This is a genomic window from Acinetobacter sp. AS5 (assembly GCF_048957595.1).
GTDB lineage: Bacteria > Pseudomonadota > Gammaproteobacteria > Pseudomonadales > Moraxellaceae > Acinetobacter.
This window is the reverse complement of record NZ_JARDAL010000001.1, coordinates 1-23,348: the sequence shown is the minus strand read 5'-3', so window position 1 is coordinate 23,348 and position 23,348 is coordinate 1. Positions and strand designations below refer to the sequence as shown.

Below are 23,348 nucleotides of genomic sequence, written 5' to 3'. Positions count from 1 at the left end.
TCCATTACAATTGTCGGGTTTAGAAATTTATGCTTAGATTTACAATTAATTAGAGGACGTATCTGTGAGCAAAGACACTATTGTTGCCCTCCATGCAGAACACCAAGGTCGCTGGAAAAACCGTGAAGAAATTGCGGAACGTATGATTGCCCTTGTTGGCCAGTTATATCGTGAAAAAAATATTGTAGCTACAGTTTATGGTCGCTCTTTAATTAACCGTTCTGTAATTCAGATTTTGAAAGCACACCGTCGTACTCGCGTACTAGACGTTGAACTTTCTGTAGTTGATACTTTCCCAATTCTTGAAGCATTGGTGAAAGTAGACAACATCGGTTCTGCTGAAGTTGATCTGGGTAAACTTGCTGTTGAATTTAAAGAAAAAGGCGGCGACATCGATGCATTTGTTGCAGACGCTGTTAAATCGATCGAAGGTAATGCTGCTGCTGTAGAACATAAAGATGTGGTTCTTTATGGTTTCGGTCGTATTGGTCGTATCCTGGCGCGTTTGATGATTGGTCAATCAGGTCTGGGTCGTGGTCTTAGCTTAAAAGCAATCGTTGTTCGTAAATCATCTGATGGTGATTTGGAAAAACGTGCTTCTTTACTTCGTCGTGACTCTATTCACGGTCCATTTGCAGGCACAATTTCTGTAGATGAAGAAAACGAAGCAATCATTGCCAACGGTAACTTCATCAAAGTGATTTATGCTTCTAATCCTTCTGAAGTAGATTACACTGCATACGGTATCAACAATGCACTTGTGATCGACAACACAGGTAAATGGCGTGATGCTGAAGGTCTTGCTCAACATCTTAAATGCCCGGGCGCTGCTCGTGTGATTCTGACTGCACCTGGTAAAGGTGACATGAAGAACGTAGTTTACGGTGTAAACCAAGCGGATATCCTTGATGAAGATACGATTATCTCTGCTGCAAGCTGTACGACTAACGCGATTACACCTACACTGAAAGTATTGCATGACAAATACACAGTGTTGAATGGTCATGTTGAAACAGTTCACTCGTTCACGAACGACCAGAACTTGATCGATAACTACCATAAAGCAGACCGTCGTGGTCGTGCTGCAACATTGAACATGGTCATTACTGAAACTGGTGCAGCGAAAGCAGTAGCGAAAGCGCTTCCAGCTCTTCAAGGTAAATTGACAGGTAACTCTGTACGTGTACCTACACCAAACGTATCTCTTGCGATTCTTAACCTGACTTTAGGTCAAGACGTTGATCGTGATGAAGTGAATGAATACATTCGTCAGATTTCAATCGGTTCTAGCCTGCAAGGTCAAATCGGTTATACCAACTCGACTGAAGTGGTATCTTCTGACTTTATCGGTTCACGCACTGCAGGTGTATTCGACGCGCAAGCAACGATCACTTCAGGCAACCGTTTAACTGCTTATGTTTGGTATGATAACGAAGTGGGTTATAGCTGCCAGGTATTGCGTATTGCTGAACAAATGGGCGGTGTAAGCTATCCAAAAGTTCCTGCTGAAACTAATGCATAATTAGTATTTAGCAAAAAAAGAGTCTCATTTGAGGCTCTTTTTTTATGATTTTTATTTACAGCGGATTGTTCCCAATCTAGTAAGAATCAAGAAATCTACTTGCTGGTGAAATATTAATCTGATAACTTACAAAGAGTAAGTATATTAAAATGAGTAAGTAATAAAAATATTGTGAGAATAGTATGACAAATTATGCAATCAGCCCGTTACTGGGGCAGGTTTTATCAACTGAATGTCCATCACGTGAAATATTGGAACACCTTGCCAATAAATGGTCGATCTTGGTTTTGCGTTGCCTGAGTGAAGGGGTGCATCGTTTCAGTGAACTGAAACAGAGGATTGAAGGGGTAAGTGAAAAAATGTTGTCCCAGACTTTAAAAATGCTGGAGCAGGATGGTTTTATTCTCAGAACGGTTTATCCGGTGGTGCCGCCAAAAGTGGAATATCAATTAACCATTACCGGTTCGCAAGCATCTGAAAAAATCATGTATTTAATTGGCTGGATTGAAAAAAGTCTGCCAGATATTTTAGAACATAAACAAAGTGTTATTAAATAGTTATCGTTAAATGGTAGCAAGGAAGTTTGCATAAAAATACAAAATTTAGACTTATCTTGGTTTATATAAAATACAGATTTTAAAAGGTATCCGCATCAGAATATTTTCTTGTGAATACGGTATTTGAAAATTTACTCCTCTATAAATTATTTTAAAAATCATCAAGAAGTTCACAAAAAGAATTTCCAGAATAGGGAATGGTACTAAGGCAAAAGCGCTTCATTTCCTGCCACTTCTTTTCCATCTTTTAAGCCTTCTGTTTCTAAATCTATGCCTTGAAAAGATCAAATAGGCTCGGAGAGAAAACGACTAACTAAGATTTATGGGATTGCTGCATAATTCTATTCGAGAAATTCTTTAAAATATGGCAGAATATGGGGTTTTAAAGTTTTTAGAGGATTGGCAATATGCGCTTTGTTGATGAAGCAGTCATTACCGTAGAGGCTGGCGACGGTGGCAATGGCGTAGCCAGTTTTCGCCGTGAAAAATTCGTGCCATTTGGTGGTCCAGATGGTGGTGATGGTGGTCGTGGCGGCAGCATTTATATTCAGGCTGACGACGACACCAGTACGCTAGTTGATTATCGTTATACACGTAAATATCGTGCAGAACGAGCAAAAAATGGCCGTGGGGCGAACTGTGCTGGTCGTGGCGGTGAAGATACCGTATTAAAAGTTCCGGTAGGAACAACAATTGTAGATGTTGAGTCTGGTGACATTATTGGCGACTTGATCGAAGACGGTCAACGCGTGAAAGTTGCAGCAGGCGGTGATGGTGGTTTAGGTAATACCCACTTTAAATCATCGACCAACCGTTCACCACGTAAGTGTACGCATGGTCAAAAAGGCGAATTCCGTGAAATCCGTCTAGAGCTTAAAGTTCTGGCAGATGTCGGCTTGCTGGGTATGCCAAATGCGGGTAAATCAACCTTCATTCGTGCTGTATCAGCGGCAAAACCAAAAGTTGCAGATTATCCATTTACCACCATGGTGCCAAACCTGGGTGTGGTCGATGCTGACAGTCACCGTTCATTCGTGATGGCGGATATTCCAGGTCTGATCGAAGGTGCATCTGAAGGTGCAGGTCTCGGGATTCGCTTTCTGAAGCATTTGGCGCGTACCCGTATCTTGTTGCATATAGTTGACGTACAACCGATTGATGGCTCAGATCCGGCACATAATGCCAAAGCAATTATGAAAGAGTTAGAAAACTTCTCCCCAACGCTTTCAAAACTGCCGATCGTATTGGTGCTGAACAAAGTCGATCAGTTGGCCGAAGAAACCCGTGAAGAATGGTGTACCCATATTCTTGAAGAATTGCAGTGGGAAGGGCCGGTTTTTGAAACTTCTGGCTTAACGGCTGAAGGCACCAAAGACGTGGTTTACTACCTGATGGATCAGATCGAAGAGCAACGTGAACGCGAAACTGAAGATCCAGAATATGCAGCAGAAATGAAAGCATTCCGTGATCAGCTTGAAGCTGAAACACGAGAACAAACCATCGCTGCAAAAGAAGCGTATCGTGAGATGCGTCGTCAGCAACGTCTTGCCGGTATTCTGGGCGATGATGAAGATGATGAAGATGGCGATGATGATAGTGATGTGGAAGTGTACTACGTACGCTAATCTCTGAGAGAAGAGTCTGAGGACAAGATGATAGAAGTGGTAGATGGGCAGCGTCAGCTCAAGGGTTGTAAACGAATCGTTGTTAAAATCGGATCATCTTTACTCACAGCAAATGGACAAGGTTTAGATTTAGATGCTATCTCGCATTGGGCGGGACAAATCGCAGATCTACACAATGCAGGACACGAGATTATTCTGGTGTCTTCCGGTGCTGTGGCTGAAGGTATGGTTCGAATGAAACTTGAGAATCGACCCACCGATCTACCCAGTCTTCAGGCTTGTGCTGCCATCGGTCAGATGGGCCTGATTCATACTTGGTCAAGCGTACTTGAGAAGCATCAGATTCGAACTGCGCAAGTATTGTTAACCCATGATGATCTGGCAGATCGTCGTCGCTACCTCAACTCATGTGATGCCTTGCAGAACCTGATTGATTGGCGCGTGATTCCGGTGATCAATGAAAATGACACGGTTTCGACTGACGAAATTCGCTTTGGTGACAACGACACGCTTGCGGCCATGGTCGCAGGTCAGGTTCATGCAGACCTTCTGATTATCTTAACGGATCAGGAAGGGATGTTTGACTCAGACCCACGGTCTAATCCAGATGCCAAACTGTTCCATACCGTACGTGCGATGGATGAAAGTCTGTTTGATATGGCCGGTGGAGGCGGTAAATTTGGTCGTGGTGGCATGCTGACCAAAGTTCGTGCTGCACGTCTGGCTGCAAAGTCGGGCTGTCCGACCTTAATTGCAAGTGGTGATAGTGATGGTGTTCTATCACGTCTAATGTCTGGCGAATTGTTAGGTACTTTATTTGTGACTGATAAAGACCGGATGACAGCGCATCAGCAATGGTTGGCTGCTCACTTGCAAACCGCAGGTCGTTTAGTGATTGATGATGGCGCAGTGAAAGCCATTAAAGACAATCATCGCAGCTTATTGCCTGTAGGGGTGAAAGCGGTTGAGGGTCATTTCGAACGCGGTGATGTGGTGGAATGTGTCGATACACAAGGTCACCGGATTGCGGTCGGTCGTGTCAACTTCAGTTCACGTTCAGCAGATATCGTTCGTGGTCTGGCATCAGATAAAGTGCATCAGGTGTTAGGTGAAGCGCGTTCGCTGGAAATGATTCATCGCAATCATATGGCGATTTACTAAATTATTCAGATTCAAGTTTAGAGATTCAAAAAATCCCGCTTTCGAGCGGGTTTTTTATGACATTTTAATTAGATTTATTTGATCCAGCCCATTCGAATTAAAGGCGAAAATACCCAATAATGAATACCCAAAATAAAGTTTATGATTTGATTCTCATATTTCCACCACAGCGGCAAGCCAGCTAAATTTACTATTATTGCCATCAGGAATGCACCCAGCATATCAATTGGAAAATGCACACCGACATAAACACGCGACCATGCCACCAGCCAAGCTGTCCAGATTAGAATTCGTCCCAAGTCTCGCTGCGGTGAAAAATAATAGGCGAAGGCAATCCCACTAAAAATACTCATATGGTTGCTGGGAAAAGAACCAGTCGGTGCATGTTCAATCAGGGTGCGACCAACATCCATCACAAACGGGCGTGGGGTATTGAGTACCGCAGACAATACTTCACTCATCAATAATGTAATAGCTGTAAAGATGAAGGCTTTAATAATCCCTGTTTTTACTTCGTAACTACCACGGAACCAAGCAATAGCAAAAATCAGCAAAAAGAGATAAACCAGGTCATGCGCAATCAGGGAGACATAGTTGATCATCCAGATTGAGGCTTGGTCGGGTACATTTAAGATATGAAACAGGTAAAGATTCAGTTGGTCAAGGGACATGAGCAGAGAGGACTGGAACAAATGTCCGTTACTCTAAACCGGTCAAACCTCAATTCCTACCTGAGTTTGTATGAATTTGTAGCCTCGCTTTTTAAAGAATATTCACATGATAAAAAACCACTCAAAAGAGTGGTTCTTAAAAGTCTGAATAATATAATGAGGTCTTATTTAAACTGAATCGCTCCATTCGCGCTGACGGCCATTTGCGATTCGCCTGCTGCAACTTCCTGCTCAGGAACCGCCATATCAGCCGATGCAGATTTCATCATGGCCATACGCGGTACTGGCTGTGGTGAATAATTGTTAGTATTCAGGTTTAAGTTCACCAGTTGATAACTCGGTTTGTTCCAGGTCTGGGTGAGTGCCTGTGCGCGTTGCTGGAAGTTTTTGGTGGCTTCAATCATCAGCTCGCTTTCAACTTTTTTACGCTTTTCGTCAGATACCTTGAAATTAATCGACTGGGTCTGGAAGTGCTGTTGTAATTCAGCAATCAATTGAGATGTCGCTTTAAAATCTTTTGATTCCAGACGAATCTGGGCACGACCACGCCATTCTTTTAATTTGCGGTTGTCATTGTCATAAATAGGGTAAGTACTTTGTGCCCCAGTCTCGATTTTCACAGTTGGATATTTGCGTGCTGTGGCAATTGCTTGATTCATCAGCTGGTTAATTTGAGTGGCCAGTTCAGCTGGTTGTTTGTTGGATTTTTCAATATAAAGCACAGCATGCATTTCATCATTTGAGATTTCACGGCTAGCCTCTGCTGAAAGATTAACAACATTATAATTCAGAGATTCAGCAGGAGCTGCAAATGCGCCTGTGGCGAGGGTGCTGGCAAGGATCAAACTGGTAAGTGCTAAGAGACGCATGAAATTGTCCTGTTTTTCTTAAAATTGGCCATCTAAGCCGTTGTTAAAATATTAAATCTCAATTGTGATCTTTTTACGAAATATTTGTCGTAAGAGTGTTAAATTTTCTTTAATTTTATCTCATTATTTGATTTATATTTATTATTAATAATTAAACACTTAGTAGATAATTTTAAGATTGATTACCGGAATGTCGCCTGCGCTACAAAAAAGCATAAAAGAACACGCTTTTCTTTCTGCTGTCACACTGTAAGATGATGATTTAGGGGATGGATTAGCATGATGTTTTTTTTCGATAAAGATTAGGACAAAATGTGACTGAAAGTTGTTTATTTTCCTGAAAAATTCGGTATCATCCGCCTCCTAGTTATTCGAATACAAAACTGCTAGCTAGAACCTTATAAAGCGCCGAGTCAAAGGACCAAACGTCACCAGACTTATTTCTTTCACCCATATCAGAGATGGTAATTCGATATGAGCGTTACTTCTGTAAACCCTGCCACCAATTCCACAAACGAATACTACTTGACTCGCCAAAGTCAGATGGAATCGAATGTGCGTAGTTATCCACGTAAATTACCGTTAGCGATAGCGAAAGCACAAGGTTGCTGGGTTACCGATGTTGAAGGTACTGAGTACCTTGATTGTTTAGCTGGGGCAGGGACGTTGGCATTAGGCCATAATCATCCTGCAGTCATTCAAAGTATCCAGGACACAATTGCAAGTGGTTTGCCATTGCATACACTGGATCTTACTACTCCTTTAAAAGATGCTTTTACTGAAGCGCTTCTTTCTTATCTTCCAGGTGGCCAAGAAGAGTACTGCTTGCAGTTCTGTGGTCCATCCGGTGCAGATGCAACCGAAGCCGCGATTAAACTAGCAAAAACCTTTACTGGGCGTAGCTCAGTGATCAGCTTCTCTGGTGGCTACCATGGTATGACTCATGGTGCATTGGCAATGACAGGTAACCTGTCTGCGAAAAATGCAGTGAACGGCTTGATGCCGGGCGTACAGTTCATGCCATACCCGCATGAATACCGTTGCCCATTGGGTCTTGGCGGTGAAGCCGGTGTAGATGCCCTGACTTACTACTTTGAAAACTTCATTGAAGATGTCGAAAGCGGTGTGACCAAACCTGCAGCTGTAATTCTTGAAGCGATTCAGGGTGAAGGCGGTGTGGTGACTGCGCCAGTAAAATGGTTGCAAAAAATCCGTGAAGTGACTGAAAAACACAACATCGTGTTGATTCTTGATGAAGTTCAGGCTGGTTTTGCACGTTCAGGCAAAATGTTTGCGTTCGAACATGCAGGGATTGAACCTGATGTCGTGGTAATGTCTAAAGCCGTAGGTGGTAGCTTGCCACTTGCAGTATTAGGTATTAAACGCAAGTTTGATGCATGGCAACCTGCTGGTCACACCGGTACATTCCGTGGTAACCAATTGGCGATGGGTACAGGTCTTGCAACGATCAATACCATTAAAGAGCAGAACCTGGCTCAAAATGCGCAAGAGCGTGGTGATTTCCTGCAAGCTGAATTGAAAAAACTGGCTGCTGAATTCCCATGTATCGGTAACGTGCGTGGCCGTGGTCTGATGATCGGCGTTGAAATCGTAGATGAGCGCAAAGATGCGGATCATATGGGGTCTTTACCTGCTGATGGTCAATTGGCTGCAGCGATCCAGACTGCATGTTTCAACAATAAATTATTGCTTGAGAAAGGTGGTCGTAATGGTACAGTGATTCGTTTACTTTGCCCGTTGATCATTACTCAAGACGAATGTGTTGAAGTAATTGCTCGTTTCAAAAAATCGGTTGCTGAAGCACTAGTTGCAGTTCGAGGCGCATAATTCATGGTAGATTTCGCAGAACATCGTAAAGCGTTACTCTGCAATGATGCTGCATCCATTGCTGACTATCAGGCTGGCATGGACCAAGCGACCAAAGCGGTTGCGGCATGGTTGCAAAATGACAAAATGTATACTGGCGGCAGCATTAAAGAGCTACGCAGCGCGATTGGGTTCAATCCTTCTAAAGAAGGCTTGGGTGTAGAAAAATCTTTAGAGCGTATGGTTGAGTTATTTCTCAATAAGAGCTTGAAAGTTCATCATCCGCATTCTTTAGCGCATCTGCACTGTCCAACGATGGTGACTAGCCAGATCGCGGAAGTGCTGATTAACGCAACCAACCAGTCAATGGACTCATGGGATCAAAGCCCGGCCGGTTCATTGATGGAAGTTCAGTTAATTGACTGGTTACGTCAAAAAGTGGGCTATGGTGCAGGTCAGGCCGGTGTGTTTACCTCTGGCGGTACGCAGTCTAACTTGATGGGCGTCTTGCTTGCGCGTGATGCATGCATCGCGAAAAACTGGAAAGACGAAAACGGCAATCCGTGGTCGGTTCAGCGTGATGGTATCCCTGCGGATGCGATGCGTAATGTCAAAGTCATCTGTTCTGAAAATGCACACTTCTCTGTGCAAAAGAACATGGCGATGATGGGCATGGGCTTCCAGTCAGTGGTCACTGTTCCTGTGAATGAAAATGCTCAAATGGACGTAGACGCGCTGGAAAAAACCATGGCACATCTTCAGTCTGAAGGCAAAATCGTGGCATGTATAGTAGCGACTGCAGGTACAACAGATGCTGGTGCGATTGATCCATTGAAAGCCATTCGTGAAATCACCAATAAATATGGCGCGTGGATGCATATCGATGCGGCATGGGGTGGTGCACTGATTCTTTCGAATGACTATCGTTCTATGCTGGACGGGATTGAGCTATCTGATTCAATCACGCTTGATTTCCATAAGCATTATTTCCAGACCATTTCTTGTGGTGCGTTCCTGCTCAAAGATGAAGCGAACTACCGTTTCATGCATTATGAAGCTGAGTACCTAAACTCTGCTTATGATGAAGAGCATGGTGTTCCTAACCTGGTGTCGAAGTCGCTACAAACCACGCGTCGTTTTGATGCATTGAAATTGTGGATGACGGTAGAAGCATTGGGCGAAGAGCTTTATGGTTCAATGATCGATCATGGGGTTGGCTTAACGCGTGATGTGGCAGACTACATTAAAGCGACTGACGGTCTCGAGCTTCTGCTTGAGCCTCAATTCGCGTCTGTCTTGTTCCGTGTGGTTCCAGCGGGCTATCCGGTTGAATTGCTGGATACGCTCAACCAAAACGTAGCAGACGAACTGTTTGCACGTGGTGAAGCGAACATTGGTGTGACGAAAGTGGGTCAGGTTCAGTCTCTGAAAATGACCACTTTAAGCCCGGTGGCAACGCTTGATAACGTGAAGAACTTGCTGGCGCTAGTGCTTGCAGAAGCGGATCGTATCAAAGATTCAATCGCTGATGGGACTTATACACCGCCAATCGCATAAGCGGTTAAGTGTGAAAAAAAGGAGATCGAAAGATCTCTTTTTTTTTATAATCAAATTTTAGTTTTAGATGCCAGGAGGCTTTGTTGCACAAACCTAGCATCAAAAGCTTATTCAGCAATATAATTTCAAAATGAATAAGCCTGCCTCTAAAATCTACCGTACAACCAATTGGTCATCCTATAACCGAGCCTTAATTAACCGAGGTAATATTTCCATTTGGTTTGATCCAAAGACTCAGTGGTATGCACAATCACAAGGCAAGCAAGGTCGAAATCAAACCTACTCCGATACAGCGATTCAATGCTGCTTAATGATCAAATTACTATTCCGACTCTCTTTACGTATGGTCACAGGTTTTGTTCAAAGTCTGATTAAACTCTCTGGATTAGATTGGACAGCTCCGGATTATTCCACCCTTTGTCGTAGACAAAAGCATATTGATATTGCGATTAGCTATCAAAAAAGTAGTGATGGACTGCATCTACTCGTAGACTCTACTGGTTTGAAGTTTCTTGGTGAAGGTGAATGGAAACGCAAGAAACATGGGGCTGAATATCGTCGCCAATGGCGTAAGCTTCACATTGCTATAGATGCTAAAACCCTGCAAATACGTGCAGTACAACTCACCACAAATAATGTCAGTGATTCTCAAGTACTCGAAGATTTACTTGCTCAAATTCCCTTGGATGAACCAATTGATTCTGTTTATACAGATGGTGCTTATGACACAAAGCACTGCCGACAAGTCATTTTAGATCGAGATGCACATGCGATCATTCCACCTAGAAAGAATGCAAAGCCTTGGAAGGATCAGCAAGCGAGGTCTATAGAGCGGAACGAATTATTAAAGACAGTCAAACGGCTAGGCAGATCGCTTTGGAAAAAGTGGTCTGGTTATCACCGTCGAAGTTTGGTTGAAACCAAGATGCATTGCATCAAATTATTAGGCGATAAATTAACAGCGCGGAGTTTTCCAAGTCAGGTGAATGAGATCCATGCACGCATGGCAGTCTTGAATAAATTCACAGAATTAGGTCGCCCTCATACCCAAGTTGTCTCTTAAATTTGAGTAGCTTAAGGGAACTCAGCCTTTCAAACCTTTATGCAACAAAGCCGCTAAAATTCTCACTTTTATGCTAATTACAGGATTAGTGATCGTCGCTGGTTTAGGTTTATTTATTGAAAGTAATCAGTGGGGCTATATCTTCGCTTTGATTGCATTGGCAGGATTTGGAATTGGCGGTCAGCAGTTGGCTTTGAATTACCTGGTGGTCGCTGCATATCCAACTCAAGTTCGCGCAACTGCAACAGGATGGGCAATTGGAATGGGGCGTATGGGTGCAATTTTAGGATCAGCCATTGGCGGAATTGTACTCACGCAATATGGTGTTTCAGGTTATTTTTATGCGCTTGGCGTACCTTTAGTATTTGCTCTTTGCTGCGTATTCCTGATTAAATATCGTATTCCACAGGTTCAGGTAGATGCATAATATTTTTGTATGTAGTTAGATTGAAATTCTGTATTTAAATAAAAAGGAGATCGAAAGATCTCCTTTTTTTTTGTGGGCTTAAAAAACAAAATGGTCATTTCCCAGATCGAAATTCACAACAAAAACACGGAAGATCTGAATCCCGTTTAGCCTGTTATTTATTTGTCATAGGCTTATGTAAAACTGGGGAGCAGGATTTATCTTGAGTTCAGGTTTATAAAAATTGTTACATGTCATTGGTCTAAAATTTTTTATTGAAGTGAATGACAAAAAGAACTTAATCATTGAAATCCATAAAAATTTAATCAAGAAAAAACCGCTAGATTAAAAATCACTAAATCGTAATAAAGCTGTAACTTATCTGTCATATTCTAAAATCAAAATGCAGGTATCGAAAGAAGTACAAAACTGAATAAAAAGTGGTGTACTCCAAATTTGCATAAATGAGAGAGATACTAGAATGCGCTTTACAAATATAGCTTTAGCATTAGCAGTAACCGGGGCAGCTGCTGTAACGACTGCACACGCAGCTCGTGACACCATTCAAATTGCAGGTTCTTCAACTGTACTTCCATATGCCAGTATCGTGGCGGAAGAATTCGGTAATACTTTTCCACAGTTTAAAACACCAGTTGTCGGTTCTGGCGGTTCTTCAGGTGGTTTAAAGCAGTTCTGTAATGGCGTGGGTGATAACACGATTGATATCGCTAACTCTTCGCGTCAAATCAAAAGTACTGAACTAGCAGAATGTAAAAAGAATGGTGTTAACCAAGTACTAGAAATCAAAATTGGTTATGACGGTATTGTATTTGCATCGAATGCCAATAAAGCGGCTTATAAACTGCGTCCACAACATGTCTTCGCTGCACTTGCTGCACAACTTCCATCAAATGGCAAAATGGTCGCTAACCCGTACACGCGTTGGAACCAAATTGACAAAGCACTTCCAAATGAACCAATCACCCTGGTAATTCCTGCGTCGAATCATGGTACGCGCGAAGTCTTCCAGGAGAAAATGGTGGATGCAGGTTGTGAAACATACGCTGCAATTAAGTCTCTAGACAAAGATGCCAAGAAAAAAGCCTGTACGACATTCCGTAAAGATGGCCGTGTGGTTGAGATTGCCGGTGACTATACCGAAACATTGGCACGTTTGAAGACTTCTCCAAGTGCGGTAGGTGTGTTTGGCCTAGGTTTCTATGATCAGAACCGTGACCGTCTACGTGTTGCTACGGTGAACAATGTAGCACCTTCTGAAAAGACCATTTTGAATGGTGCTTATCCAGTATCACGCCCATTGTTCTTCTACGTAAAAGGCGAACACTTGAAATCGATCAAAGGCTTACCGCAGTTCACAGAATACTTCCTGAACAAGAAAGTATCTGGCAAAGGCTCTAAGCTGGAAAAAGCAGGTTTGATTTCAATGTCTGATAAAGAACGTGCAGCAGTCCTGGCAAATTTCAAGGCTGGTAAAGCGGTTGTTGTGAAGTAATAAATGATTTTGAAAACGCTGGTGGTAGGGTCAACCTACCATCGGCTTTTTGCGATAAACAAGTTTTTTCAAACCATGAAAATTGAAAAAACAGTGGAGAATACATGAATCTGCTACTTATAGGTGTGTTATTGGCCATCATGGCCATAGCCTATCAAATCGGATTAAGTAAAAGCCGTAGCTTAGCAGGTAAGGGAAGCAATTCTGCAAACTTACACTCGCGTCCCGGATATTATGGTGCCCTGGTTGCACTATGGTGTGGTATCCCTGCGTTTTTAATTTTGATTGTTTGGAATATGGTGGAACCCACTTTTCTGGAGCAGGTGGTACTCAACCATTTGCCAGAAAATGTTTCGGCCAGTCTGGATCCGGCAAGTTTGAGTGTTGTGATTGATCGCGTTCAGGCACTTGCCTCAGGTTTTGGGGTTAGTGATACACCTGCAGCCTATGAAGTTGCAGCGGCAGAGCAGTTGGCTAAATTCTCGACCATTGGTACGTTTGCGAAACTGGCAGTGGTAATTTCGGCTGCACTAGCTGGTCTGGTCTGGGCAAAGAAACATATTAGCCAAGAATTCCGTGCGCGTAACCAAGTCGAAAAAATGATGAATATCGGCCTGGCATTATGTTCGGGTGTGGCGATTCTGACCACTCTCGGGATTGTGATGTCGATGTTTGGCGAGGCAATGCGTTTCTTCAGCTTCGTCAGCCCACTGGATTTCTTTTTTGGTACTGAATGGAACCCCGGTTTTAGTACCTCGGGTAGTGCCGAAGGCAGTTATGGTTTATTGCCTCTGCTATGGGGTACGCTCATGGTCAGCGGGATCGCACTTTTGGTCGCGGTTCCAGTTGGCCTGATGATTGCGATCTATCTGGCGGAATACGCCTCCCCGCGATTCCGCTCTTGGGCAAAACCTACGATTGAAGTGCTGGCGGGTATTCCTACGATTGTCTATGGTGTCTTTGCCTTGATGATCATCGGTCCATTCCTTAAAAGCATGGGTGCTCTGGTCGGACTCGAAATTAATGCCACCAGCGCACTGACCGCCGGTCTGGTCATGGGCATCATGATTATCCCGTTCGTATCTTCTTTGTCAGATGACATCATTACTCAAGTGCCGCGTGCCTTACGTGACGGCTCTTTGGGTCTGGGTGCGACCAAATCTGAAACGATACGTCAGGTGGTTTTACCCGCAGCTCTACCAGGTATTATCGGTGCGTTCCTGTTGGCGGCATCACGTGCGATTGGTGAAACCATGATTGTGGTTCTTGCAGCCGGGAACAGTCCGCAGTTGCATGCCAATCCGCTTGAAGCCGTATCTACGGTCACGATTACTATCGTGAATCAGCTAACTGGCGATACCGATTTTGCAAGTCCGCAAGCACTGGTGGCCTTTGCGCTAGGACTGACGCTATTCGTCATTACCTTAGGTTTGAACATTGTTGCACTGATCATCGTGCGTAAATATCGTGAGCAATACGACTAATGAGTACTTCAAATACAACGCCTGTGGATCAGCGTATTGATCCATCCATCGCCGCCGAGCTGCGTGAAAAGCGTAAGAAGACCATTCAAAGCTCTTTGGCACGACGTCATCGTAAAGAAAAAACCTTCCGTTTATTTGGTTTCTCTGCGGTACTGGCAGGTCTGTTCTTTGTGGTATTGCTGTTCGGGAGTATTTTATCCAAAGGTTTGCCTGCATTCTGGCAAAGCAGCATGAGTTTGCCGATTCATTTCGATCCAGCCATTGTGGATATTGGTCCAAAACCAAAGCCAGCTGCAGGAGAATCTCCAGCACAGTTTGAAGATCGCTTTATCGCATGGCAGACCGAAGTCGGAATGGTGGATTGGGATGCGTTGATTATCAACGGTATGATCGCCAAAGACAGCAAGCTGGAAAGCCAGCGTGATGAACTGGGTTTTTTATATACCAGTTCAGAAGCTTACCGCTTGCGTGACATGGTCATGAATGATCCGAGTCTGGTTGGTCAAAGTAAGGAAGTGAAAATTCTGGCGGATGCCAATATCGATGTCTGGTTGGCGGGAAATATTGACCGTGATCTCCCTGATGAACAGCAGCAGCTCAGTCCTGAAGTACGTCAGGTGGCGGACGAGATGAAAGCCTCAGGTGTAATCGAAAACAGTTTCAATACTAATATTTTTACCAGTCCTGACTCGCGTAGTTCACCGGCAACGTCAGGTTTGGCAGGCGCTTTCATGGGCTCGCTGTTCATGATGATGATCGTGATCTTTATCTCGATTCCAATCGGGGTGGCCTCAGCGATCTATCTGGAAGAATTTGCACCGAAAAACTGGATCACCGATGTGGTCGAAGTCAATATCAACAACCTGGCAGCCGTTCCCTCAATTGTCTTCGGTCTATTGGGTGCAGCGATCTTCATTGGCTGGATGCATTTGCCACTGTCAGCACCATTGGTGGGTGGTCTGGTACTGAGTCTGATGACCTTGCCAACCGTGATCATTACCACACGTGCATCACTTAAAGCGGTTCCACCTTCGATTCGTCAGGCAGCTTTAGGACTCGGTGCTTCCCGCATCCAGACAGTATTCCATCATGTCTTGCCTTTGGCTTTACCGGGTATTTTGACGGGTGCAATTATCGGGGTTGCACAGGCTTTGGGTGAAACTGCACCATTGTTATTAATCGGGATGAGTGCTTTTGTTGCCAGCGTTCCAGCCACACCATTTGACCAATCAACGGCTTTACCTGTACAGATTTTCTTATGGCAAGGCAATGAATTGCGTAACTTCTTTGAAGGGCGTACCGCAGCAGCAATTATTGTACTTCTGGCCATGATGATCAGCTTGAACAGTCTGGCCATCTGGTTACGTAAGAAATTTGAAGTCCGTTGGTAATAGGGGCAGAATCATGAACACAACTGTTATTCAAAATTCCTTAAAAAAGGATCAAATCGTGAATCCACAACAGACACAATTCACCTCGGATGAGGCGACACAAAAGCCGGCAACCCCGTTTGTTTCCCAGTTCGATACGCAAAGCAGCAGCAAAAAAGATGCGAAGTCGACGAATGTGAAACTTAGTACTTCTGATGTGCATGTGTACTATGGTGAAGCGGAAGCGATTAAAGGCATTGACCTGAACATTTATGAAAATGAAGTGATTGCTTTTATTGGGCCATCAGGCTGTGGTAAATCGACCTTTCTGCGTACCTTAAACCGCATGAACGATACCATTGATAGCTGCCGTGTGACCGGTAAAGTCATGCTGGACAATCAGGATATTTATGATCCAAACCTAGATGTGGTCTTGCTACGTGCACAGGTTGGTATGGTTTTCCAGAAGCCGAACCCATTCCCGAAATCAATCTTCGATAATGTCTCCTATGGTCCAAAACTGCATGGTTTGGCGCGTGACAAGTACGATCTTGAAGAAATTGTAGAAGGCAGTTTGCGTAAAGCTGGTTTGTGGGAAGAAGTGAAAGATCGTTTAAACCAGCCGGGAACAGGTTTATCGGGTGGTCAGCAGCAACGTCTGTGTATCGCGCGTACCATTGCAGTCAGCCCGGAAGTGATCCTGATGGATGAACCATGTTCAGCACTTGATCCCATTGCAACCGCTAAAGTAGAAGAGCTGATTTCTGAGCTTTCTACCCAATACACGATTGCGATTGTAACTCACTCCATGCAACAGGCAGCACGTGTATCGGATCGTACTGCTTATTTCCATTTGGGTGATCTGATTGAAGTCAACTCGACCGAGAAAGTCTTTACCCAGCCAGATCATCAGTTGACTGAAGCCTATATTACCGGGCGTTTTGGTTAATCCGATATATAAAAAAAGAGCCGTAAGGCTCTTTTTTATAGGTGAAATAGATGGTGATAATCGTAATAATTCTCGAAATAAAGTTGAAAAAAACCGAAATTGACCTAATCTAAAGGGATAAATCCGAATTAAATAGAGAATAGATTTTTTATGTTATTTCATACTCCGAAACTGTCCGCTGAAATCCGTATTAGTCATCTCAATGCGCGCATCAATGAACAACGAAAAAAAATAGCGCAAACTACTGGGTCTAAACTGGAACTTTTACAGTTATCGCAACAACTGTCAAAAGAAGCGCGTGCACGTAAGAAAACCAATCAAAAAATCTATGTACTCGATTTTAAAGGTGATATGGCGGCTTCTGCGGTAGAAGGTTTGCGTGAAGAAATCACTTTGATTCTGGCTACAGCTAAAGCTGGCCGTGACCGTGTTGTAGTGCGTCTGGAAAGTCCGGGCGGCATGGTGCATGGTTATGGACTTGCAGCAGCACAACTGGTACGTTTACGTGAGGCAGGTTTTCATTTGACCATCTGTGTCGATAAAGTGGCGGCCAGTGGCGGTTATATGATGGCGTGTATTGCCAATGAAATTATTTCTGCACCATTCGCGATTGTCGGCTCAATTGGTGTAGTTGCTCAAGTCCCCAATTTTAACCGTTTGCTAAAAGACAATAAAATCGACTTTGAGCTTTATACTGCTGGTCAGTACAAACGTACTGTGACTATGTTTGGTGAAAATACCGAAGAAGGTAAGGCCAAGTTTGAAGAAGAATTACAGCAAACCCATGCTTTATTCAAACATTTCGTTGAGAAGTATCGTCCGCAGCTAAATGTTGAAAAAGTGGCCACTGGTGAGCATTGGTATGGTCGGGATGCGCTAGATCTAAATCTGGTGGATAAACTGCAAACCTCAGATGAATACCTGCTCAACTTGTTAACCCAACATGATATCTATTCCATCCAGACCCGAAAAAAACCAACTTTGGGTGAAAAGCTGGGCCTGCAAGCAGCGCAAATTGCTGATTCACTGGTACCCACTGTCATGAATAAAGTCATGGAAAGCTTAAGTAAAGCCAATGCAAACTTGGTACAAATGCGTGATCCAAAACTTTAATTCAGTTGATCTTGAATGAATTTTAGAGCTCACTTCGGTGAGCTTTTTTATTTTTTGAAATCATATTATTATGATATAAGTGGAGTACTCTGATTGAGTCTAGGCTCATATGCTCACGTTTATTTTGTTGCTTGGTTTTTTTAGTATCGTATTTATTCCGATGTTATGTATGCTTTATTCTGAAGCAAAATTAACTCAGGATAATTCTAAGAAGGTTTTGTTTTGGCTGAGTTTTCTACCCGGCGTTTGTATCTTTCTGCTGTATAGCTTTCTAAAGCCCAATGATCCACCTGTTATTCCATCGAAGGAATGTGGTGTTGTGCAGTTTTATCAGATGCATAAAGTTCGAGGTGGTAATGAATTTGAACGTGTGAGTATTCGCTTTGATGGCGCTCAATATAGTCGGCATTTATTTTTCGATAAGCATCTGGATAAAATTCCTCAAGGCCAAAAGGCCTGTTTTGAATATCTAGATAAGTTCAAATATCCACATTTGTCAGAATCTAAGTTTGTTCAATGGATTGAACCGAATGAAATGTAAACCATCATTGAAACTAATCAGATAATATAAAGCATATTTCATTGTTAGAGCAGAAACATGGCTATAGCTGAAGCATTTCTTGCGACGCAAAATTGTTATTTTAATTATGAATTTGAAGAACTTTATTTAGAGGATGATTTTCCTGAGGAGTTATCTGTGTCACTGCGTGGCATGATGTTCCGTCATGAGATTCAATATCCTGATGCAACCTATTTCATTTATTACAGTGAGATGTTGACGGGTAATGAACTGCAAAAAATGAAAGATGATTGGATGCGATATTGCCCACATTCATAATTGAAAATATGAATGTAATTAAATGCGTGATCCAAAACTTTAATTCAATTGATCTTGAATGAATTTTAAAGCTCACTTCGGTGAGCTTTTCTATTGGACGGTATCAACTGCAGACCGCCTGTTATCGCCGCGCCAATCGTAGCAAGCAAGACGTCTTTGTGCGCATCCCACATATCCCCTTGTTGTCCATTATAGTTTTCAGCTTCCTCAGGAGATAAACCAATGGCAATCAGCCATTCCAGCCATTCATAGATCATGCTACTGGCCACTACAAACTGAATCACCAGCAGGAAAATGACCACGGGTTTTTGCTGCGGCAACCAGACCTGAAACAGGCGATAGAAAATAGGATAAAGTAATAATCCGTAAGCCAGATGGACAAATCGGTCGAACATATTGCGTGACCAGTGCATGGCTTCATTCAGATTAAAGCCAAAAATCTGTTCGATCCACTGGTTATAAGGCACATAAGAATATAGATAGTGCGCAGCAATCACATGAACAATCAGAAAAAGAATATATAAATTAAAACTTAAAAAATTCAGGCCGATTTTATACAGGCAGATGAGCAGCATGATGATCATGAAAACTGTGCCTGCCTGATGCAAGAGATAAGCTTCCAGTTCTAGAGGACGAATACTGGCAAGCAAAATCGCTAGAATTAAAATACCCAGGCTCGCGTAATGTTTGGCAGAAAGTCGATGATCAATCATGTCGTTATTATGAAATATCTTTTTTAGAATAAAACACATTATAAATAAAAAGGCGAAGCCTGAGCTTCGCCTTTTCGTCTTATTGCAAATTAGATTTTAGCAATTAGCTCAGCCACTTGTTTGGCTTGGTCAGCAGCATTACCTGTATATGATGCAGGGGTCATTTCTGCTAAACGCGCACGGTCAGCAGCAGGAACAGCTTCTAACTCGTTACCGTTTACGAAATCAACCATCATGTCGCGAGTCATGGCTTGACCACGAGTCAGGGCTTTTAGTTTTTCGTATGGTTTTTCAACGTTGTAACGACGCATTACAGTTTGAATTGGTTCAGCCAATACTTCTTGCGCATTGTCCAAGTCTTCATTGATACGCGCAGCGTTCAACTCAAGTTTGCCAATACCTTTAGAGCAAGCTTCAAAAGCAATTAAGCTTTGCGCAAAACCAACACCCATGTTGCGAAGCACAGTCGAGTCAGTCAGGTCACGCTGCCAGCGAGAAATTGGCAGTTTTTCACCTAAGTGGGCAAGTACCGCGTTTGCAATACCCAAGTTACCTTCAGAGTTTTCGAAGTCGATCGGGTTAACTTTATGCGGCATGGTTGAAGAACCGACTTCACCTTCTTTCAGTTTTTGCTTGAAGAAACCAAGAGAGATATAGCCCCAAACGTCACGGTTAAAATCGATCAGAATAGTGTTGAAACGACGCAGCGCATCAAACAGTTCTGCCATGTAATCGTGTGGCTCGATCTGAGTAGTGTACGGGTTGAAGTCTAGACCCAAAGACTCTACAAATGCTTGTGAATGCGCAGGCCAGTTGATGTCTGGGTAAGCAGAGTAGTGCGCATTGTAGTTACCAACTGCACCATTGATTTTGCCTAGTAACTCAACATTTTTGAACTGTTTAATTTGACGTGCAAGGCGATAGGCCACGTTCGCCATTTCTTTACCCAAAGTCGTCGGGCTGGCAGTTTGACCATGAGTACGAGACAGCATTGGCTGGTCTGCATGCTTTTCAGAAAGCGCAACGATCGAATCAATGATTTGCTGCATAGATGCAACCAGTACATCACGACCGCTTTTCAGCATCAAGGCATGTGACAGGTTGTTGATATCTTCAGACGTACATGCAAAGTGAATAAATTCACCGGCATTTTTAAGTTCATCGATATTAGCGATTTTTTCTTTCAGGAAATATTCAACCGCTTTAACGTCGTGGTTGGTGGTGCGTTCGATCTCTTTGATGCGATTAGCATCATCTTCAGAAAAATCGCTCACAATCGCATCAAGCGCTGCATTAGTTTCGCTTGAAAATGCCGGAACTTCAGTAATTTCCGGGTGGTTTGCAAGCGCTTGTAACCAACGCACTTCAACAGTCACACGAGCATGGATTAAACCAAACTCAGAAAGAAAAGGACGTAGAGCATCACATTTGCTCGCGTAACGTCCATCTAATGGAGAAAGTGCAGTTAAAGCGTTCATATCGATTCCTTAGATTTTGGAATTAAACGTAAAACGAAACACGTGCAGCATCAGTTAAACCACCTGAAACTGTAAACGCGCTAGATTCTGAATATCTTGTAGCAACTTGCGTTTGCCAAATACCATGCCCCAAGAACTGCCACCGAGCTGGCGCCACAGATGTGCCATTTGCAAACCGGTAAATAAGGACGCACGAATGCGGTTGGTGTGTCCGGCATCTTTAAAGGCTTCGGCATTACCACGTACCATAATGCGCGGATTAATCTGTCCGGCCGTATCGACATAGGTTTGAGCGAGATTGGCAATGATGCTGGGGTGCAGGTAATTATTATCGAAGAAGGAGAGCTGTCTGAGAATTTTCTGTTGGGACTGTTCAATAATTTCAACAAATTTGGGATTGCTGTAGACCTTCTTTTCTAACTGAAGAAGTGCCATTGCATAGGTCATTGGAAGTTTTGTACTGGAAAGTTTTGGAATTCTGGATTTTGGAGAAGTATTAAAGGGTTGAATAATGCTGCTTTCTAATGTTTTTAAACCTAAGGAAACATCGGCCAGCTGATTAAAAAAGTCGAGTGTCTGGGCATTCTGATTGCTGCCGGAACGAATATTGAGACTGGCTCTAATCAACTGTTCAAAATAAAAGTTACCACTTTCACCAATGCTTTGCTGACCCGTCAATGCGGTCATATGGGTCAGCTGGGTGGCCTGAAACACACCCGCTAATGCCAAAGCACGATTTTGACGAGTATTCAACGTTGTGGCTGGTTGAAATGGTAACTCCGTCATGCCGAATTCATCCTTTTATAAAATCAGGTTTAGGTGCATTGGTATGATGAATCACACCCCCCCCTAAACAAACTTCACCTGAATAGAACACCACGCTTTGACCCGGGGTCACTGCACGTTGAGGTTCATCAAACTCAACACGAACACCATTCGGTGATTCTGAATCTTGATACACAGTACATGCTTGATCAGTCTGACGGTAACGGGTTTTGGCCGTACAGCGGAAACCTGTTTCAGGAATATCCTGCTCACCTGCCACCCAGTCAATTGCCTCAGACCAGAGCATCGTGCTCTGCATGAGTGGGTGTTCATGGCCTTGACCGACCACCAGACGATTGCCTTCGATATCTTTATGCAATACGAACCAGGCACCTTCAGCAACACCCTTCATACCGCCAATACCAATACCACCGCGTTGACCGAGCGTATAGTACATTAAGCCGTGATGATCACCAACCTCTTTACCGTCTTCCAGCACGATTTTTCCGGGTTGAGCGGGTAAATATTGCTTCAAGAAGTCATTAAAACGACGTTCACCAATGAAACAGATCCCGGTCGAGTCTTTTTTCTTGGCCGTGACCAGATCTAATTCTTCTGCAATTTTACGGACTTGTGGCTTTTCAATTTCACCAACAGGGAACAGGGTCTTATTAATTTCACGACCATGAACCGCATGCAGGAAATAAGTCTGGTCTTTGTTATTGTCCACACCACGCAATAAAGGTGCATATTCTTCACCACGTGAGTTGGTCATGGTTTCACCACGACGGCAATAATGACCCGTCGCAATAAAATCTGCACCCAGATTTACTGCGTGATCGAGAAAGGCACGAAATTTAATTTCTTTATTACATAAAATGTCTGGGTTTGGCGTACGGCCAGCTGCATATTCCGCCAGGAAATGTTCGAATACGCGATCCCAATATTCCATGGCAAAGTTTGCGGTATGCAGTTTAATGCCGATTTTGTCGCAAACGGCTTGTGCATCGGCAAGATCCTCCATCGCCGTGCAATATTCTGTGCCGTCATCTTCTTCCCAGTTTTTCATGAAAAGACCTTCAACCTGATAACCTTGTTGAAGTAAAAGGGCGGCAGAAACAGATGAATCTACACCACCTGACATACCGACGATGACACGTTGTTGCATAGGATTAGGCATCCAAATTTGAAAGTAAGGGAGAATTCTGGTGCTCGTAAATGAGCGATAAAGGATATTTTTGACCTGAAAGCGCATCTTGCACGGCTTTAATCACCAATGGACTACGCGCGCGAGCAGATCCAATCAGTTCATCGAGCGTCATCCAGACTGCGCCGACAATATCTGTATCTAAAGTGGCATTTGGGTCATAGTCAATGGATTTGGCTAGAAAGCAGAAACGAAAATAAGTACGATCCGGGAACATCGGTGGGGTATAGGTATAAATACCTAGCAGTGATTCAATACTCACTGTATGTCCGGTTTCTTCCATGGTTTCGCGAATGGCAGCTTCAATAATAGTTTCGCCACATTCGATATGACCTGCTGGCTGATTAAATACCGTGTGTGTCACACCTTCTGTATGTTCTTCTACAAACAAGAATTTTCCGTCTTTTTCAACGATAGTTGCGACAGTGACATGAGCAGTCCAAGCGGTCATAAAGCAGCACCATGGAAAAGGATGCACTATTGTATAAAATTTTAGGGTGTGTGGCTATGTTGAATGGGGAATTCTTTAAAGGAGTTCTTTTAAAGATTAACGGCTTTGTTGCACAAACCTATCTGTAAAGGGTTTTTCAGCGATATAATTTTCAAATGAAGAAGCCTACACACAAAATCTACCGCACAACCAATTGGCCCGCATATAAC

General features: G+C 43.3%; 22 protein-coding genes. 15 read left to right on the top strand and 7 right to left on the bottom strand.

All coding sequences use genetic code 11. From position 1 onward, the window contains the following. The first annotated feature begins 64 nt into the window (after positions 1–64). The 4 genes from PV763_RS00110 (at position 65) to proB (ending at position 4,865) form a co-directional block, all read left to right on the top strand. The gene (locus tag PV763_RS00110) at positions 65–1,522 is read left to right on the top strand and encodes a glyceraldehyde-3-phosphate dehydrogenase (RefSeq protein ID WP_420937150.1); all 1,458 of its coding nucleotides are present in this window, start codon (positions 65–67) and stop codon (positions 1,520–1,522) included. A 182-nt stretch (positions 1,523–1,704) separates the two neighbouring features. Then, positions 1,705–2,079: a winged helix-turn-helix transcriptional regulator gene (locus tag PV763_RS00105; protein ID WP_420937149.1), complete on the top strand. Its 375-nt coding sequence runs from the start codon at positions 1,705–1,707 to the stop codon at positions 2,077–2,079. A gap of 407 nt (positions 2,080–2,486) precedes the next feature. Further along, positions 2,487–3,704, top strand: coding sequence for an Obg family GTPase CgtA (gene cgtA, locus PV763_RS00100; protein ID WP_005107385.1), 1,218 nt, complete (start codon positions 2,487–2,489; stop codon positions 3,702–3,704). Positions 3,705–3,731: 27 nt separating this feature from the next. Beyond that, positions 3,732–4,865, top strand: coding sequence for a glutamate 5-kinase (gene proB / locus PV763_RS00095; protein WP_004279682.1), 1,134 nt, complete (start codon positions 3,732–3,734; stop codon positions 4,863–4,865). Between the two features lie 74 nt (positions 4,866–4,939). Here the strand turns inward: proB and PV763_RS00090 are convergent, their stop codons facing one another. Together PV763_RS00090 and PV763_RS00085 are read right to left on the bottom strand one after the other, a co-directional pair. Then, complete coding sequence (locus tag PV763_RS00090) at positions 4,940–5,536, bottom strand: phosphatase PAP2 family protein (protein ID WP_420937148.1); 597 nt, start codon at positions 5,534–5,536, stop codon at positions 4,940–4,942. Between the two features lie 164 nt (positions 5,537–5,700). Then, entirely contained in the window at positions 5,701–6,405 is a 705-nt protein-coding gene (locus tag PV763_RS00085) for an SIMPL domain-containing protein (RefSeq protein ID WP_004279706.1), read from the bottom strand. Positions 6,406–6,879: 474 nt separating this feature from the next. Here PV763_RS00085 and PV763_RS00080 point away from each other — a divergent pair, with 474 nt between their 5' ends. From PV763_RS00080 to PV763_RS00030, 11 genes are all read left to right on the top strand, one after another. Beyond that, complete coding sequence (locus PV763_RS00080) at positions 6,880–8,253, top strand: diaminobutyrate--2-oxoglutarate transaminase (protein WP_005246815.1); 1,374 nt, start codon at positions 6,880–6,882, stop codon at positions 8,251–8,253. 3 nt (positions 8,254–8,256) lie between these two features. Next, the gene (locus PV763_RS00075; protein ID WP_420937147.1) at positions 8,257–9,789 is read left to right on the top strand and encodes a pyridoxal phosphate-dependent decarboxylase family protein; all 1,533 of its coding nucleotides are present in this window, start codon (positions 8,257–8,259) and stop codon (positions 9,787–9,789) included. Between the two features lie 130 nt (positions 9,790–9,919). Then, the gene (locus PV763_RS00070; protein ID WP_005103080.1) at positions 9,920–10,852 is read left to right on the top strand and encodes an IS5 family transposase; all 933 of its coding nucleotides are present in this window, start codon (positions 9,920–9,922) and stop codon (positions 10,850–10,852) included. 70 nt (positions 10,853–10,922) lie between these two features. Beyond that, positions 10,923–11,279: an MFS transporter gene (locus PV763_RS00065; protein ID WP_420937146.1), complete on the top strand. Its 357-nt coding sequence runs from the start codon at positions 10,923–10,925 to the stop codon at positions 11,277–11,279. Positions 11,280–11,739: 460 nt separating this feature from the next. Further along, complete coding sequence (locus PV763_RS00060; protein ID WP_420937145.1) at positions 11,740–12,771, top strand: substrate-binding domain-containing protein; 1,032 nt, start codon at positions 11,740–11,742, stop codon at positions 12,769–12,771. A 104-nt stretch (positions 12,772–12,875) separates the two neighbouring features. Continuing rightward, positions 12,876–14,255: a phosphate ABC transporter permease subunit PstC gene (gene pstC / locus PV763_RS00055; protein ID WP_219309720.1), complete on the top strand. Its 1,380-nt coding sequence runs from the start codon at positions 12,876–12,878 to the stop codon at positions 14,253–14,255. Continuing rightward, the gene (gene pstA, locus PV763_RS00050) at positions 14,255–15,646 is read left to right on the top strand and encodes a phosphate ABC transporter permease PstA (protein ID WP_420937144.1); all 1,392 of its coding nucleotides are present in this window, start codon (positions 14,255–14,257) and stop codon (positions 15,644–15,646) included. Before pstC ends, pstA begins: the two co-directional genes overlap by 1 nt. 13 nt (positions 15,647–15,659) lie before the next feature. Further along, positions 15,660–16,574: a phosphate ABC transporter ATP-binding protein PstB gene (gene pstB / locus PV763_RS00045; RefSeq protein ID WP_004279716.1), complete on the top strand. Its 915-nt coding sequence runs from the start codon at positions 15,660–15,662 to the stop codon at positions 16,572–16,574. A gap of 150 nt (positions 16,575–16,724) precedes the next feature. Continuing rightward, positions 16,725–17,687, top strand: coding sequence for a protease SohB (gene sohB / locus PV763_RS00040; protein ID WP_085064276.1), 963 nt, complete (start codon positions 16,725–16,727; stop codon positions 17,685–17,687). Positions 17,688–17,796: 109 nt separating this feature from the next. Then, positions 17,797–18,228, top strand: a complete 432-nt coding sequence (locus PV763_RS00035; RefSeq protein WP_004279718.1) for a hypothetical protein — start codon at positions 17,797–17,799, stop codon at positions 18,226–18,228. Positions 18,229–18,285: 57 nt separating this feature from the next. Beyond that, positions 18,286–18,525 carry a hypothetical protein gene (locus tag PV763_RS00030; RefSeq protein WP_004646529.1) on the top strand — a complete coding sequence of 80 codons (240 nt, stop codon included), beginning with the start codon at positions 18,286–18,288 and terminating at the stop codon, positions 18,523–18,525. A gap of 65 nt (positions 18,526–18,590) precedes the next feature. On the opposite strand, the gene PV763_RS00025 is transcribed toward PV763_RS00030, so the two are convergent. The 5 genes from PV763_RS00025 to PV763_RS00005 form a co-directional block, all read right to left on the bottom strand. Beyond that, a complete protein-coding gene (locus tag PV763_RS00025; RefSeq protein WP_420937143.1) occupies positions 18,591–19,238 on the bottom strand; it encodes a DUF2238 domain-containing protein in 648 nt (215 codons plus the stop codon). 89 nt (positions 19,239–19,327) lie between these two features. Beyond that, entirely contained in the window at positions 19,328–20,716 is a 1,389-nt protein-coding gene (purB, locus tag PV763_RS00020; protein WP_420937142.1) for an adenylosuccinate lyase, read from the bottom strand. A 54-nt stretch (positions 20,717–20,770) separates the two neighbouring features. Beyond that, complete coding sequence (gene hflD, locus PV763_RS00015; protein WP_420937141.1) at positions 20,771–21,502, bottom strand: high frequency lysogenization protein HflD; 732 nt, start codon at positions 21,500–21,502, stop codon at positions 20,771–20,773. A gap of 7 nt (positions 21,503–21,509) precedes the next feature. Next, positions 21,510–22,649, bottom strand: coding sequence for a tRNA 2-thiouridine(34) synthase MnmA (mnmA, locus tag PV763_RS00010; protein ID WP_004730087.1), 1,140 nt, complete (start codon positions 22,647–22,649; stop codon positions 21,510–21,512). A 4-nt stretch (positions 22,650–22,653) separates the two neighbouring features. Beyond that, positions 22,654–23,139, bottom strand: a complete 486-nt coding sequence (locus PV763_RS00005) for an NUDIX hydrolase (RefSeq protein WP_420937140.1) — start codon at positions 23,137–23,139, stop codon at positions 22,654–22,656. Between the last annotated feature and the right edge of the window lie 209 nt (positions 23,140–23,348).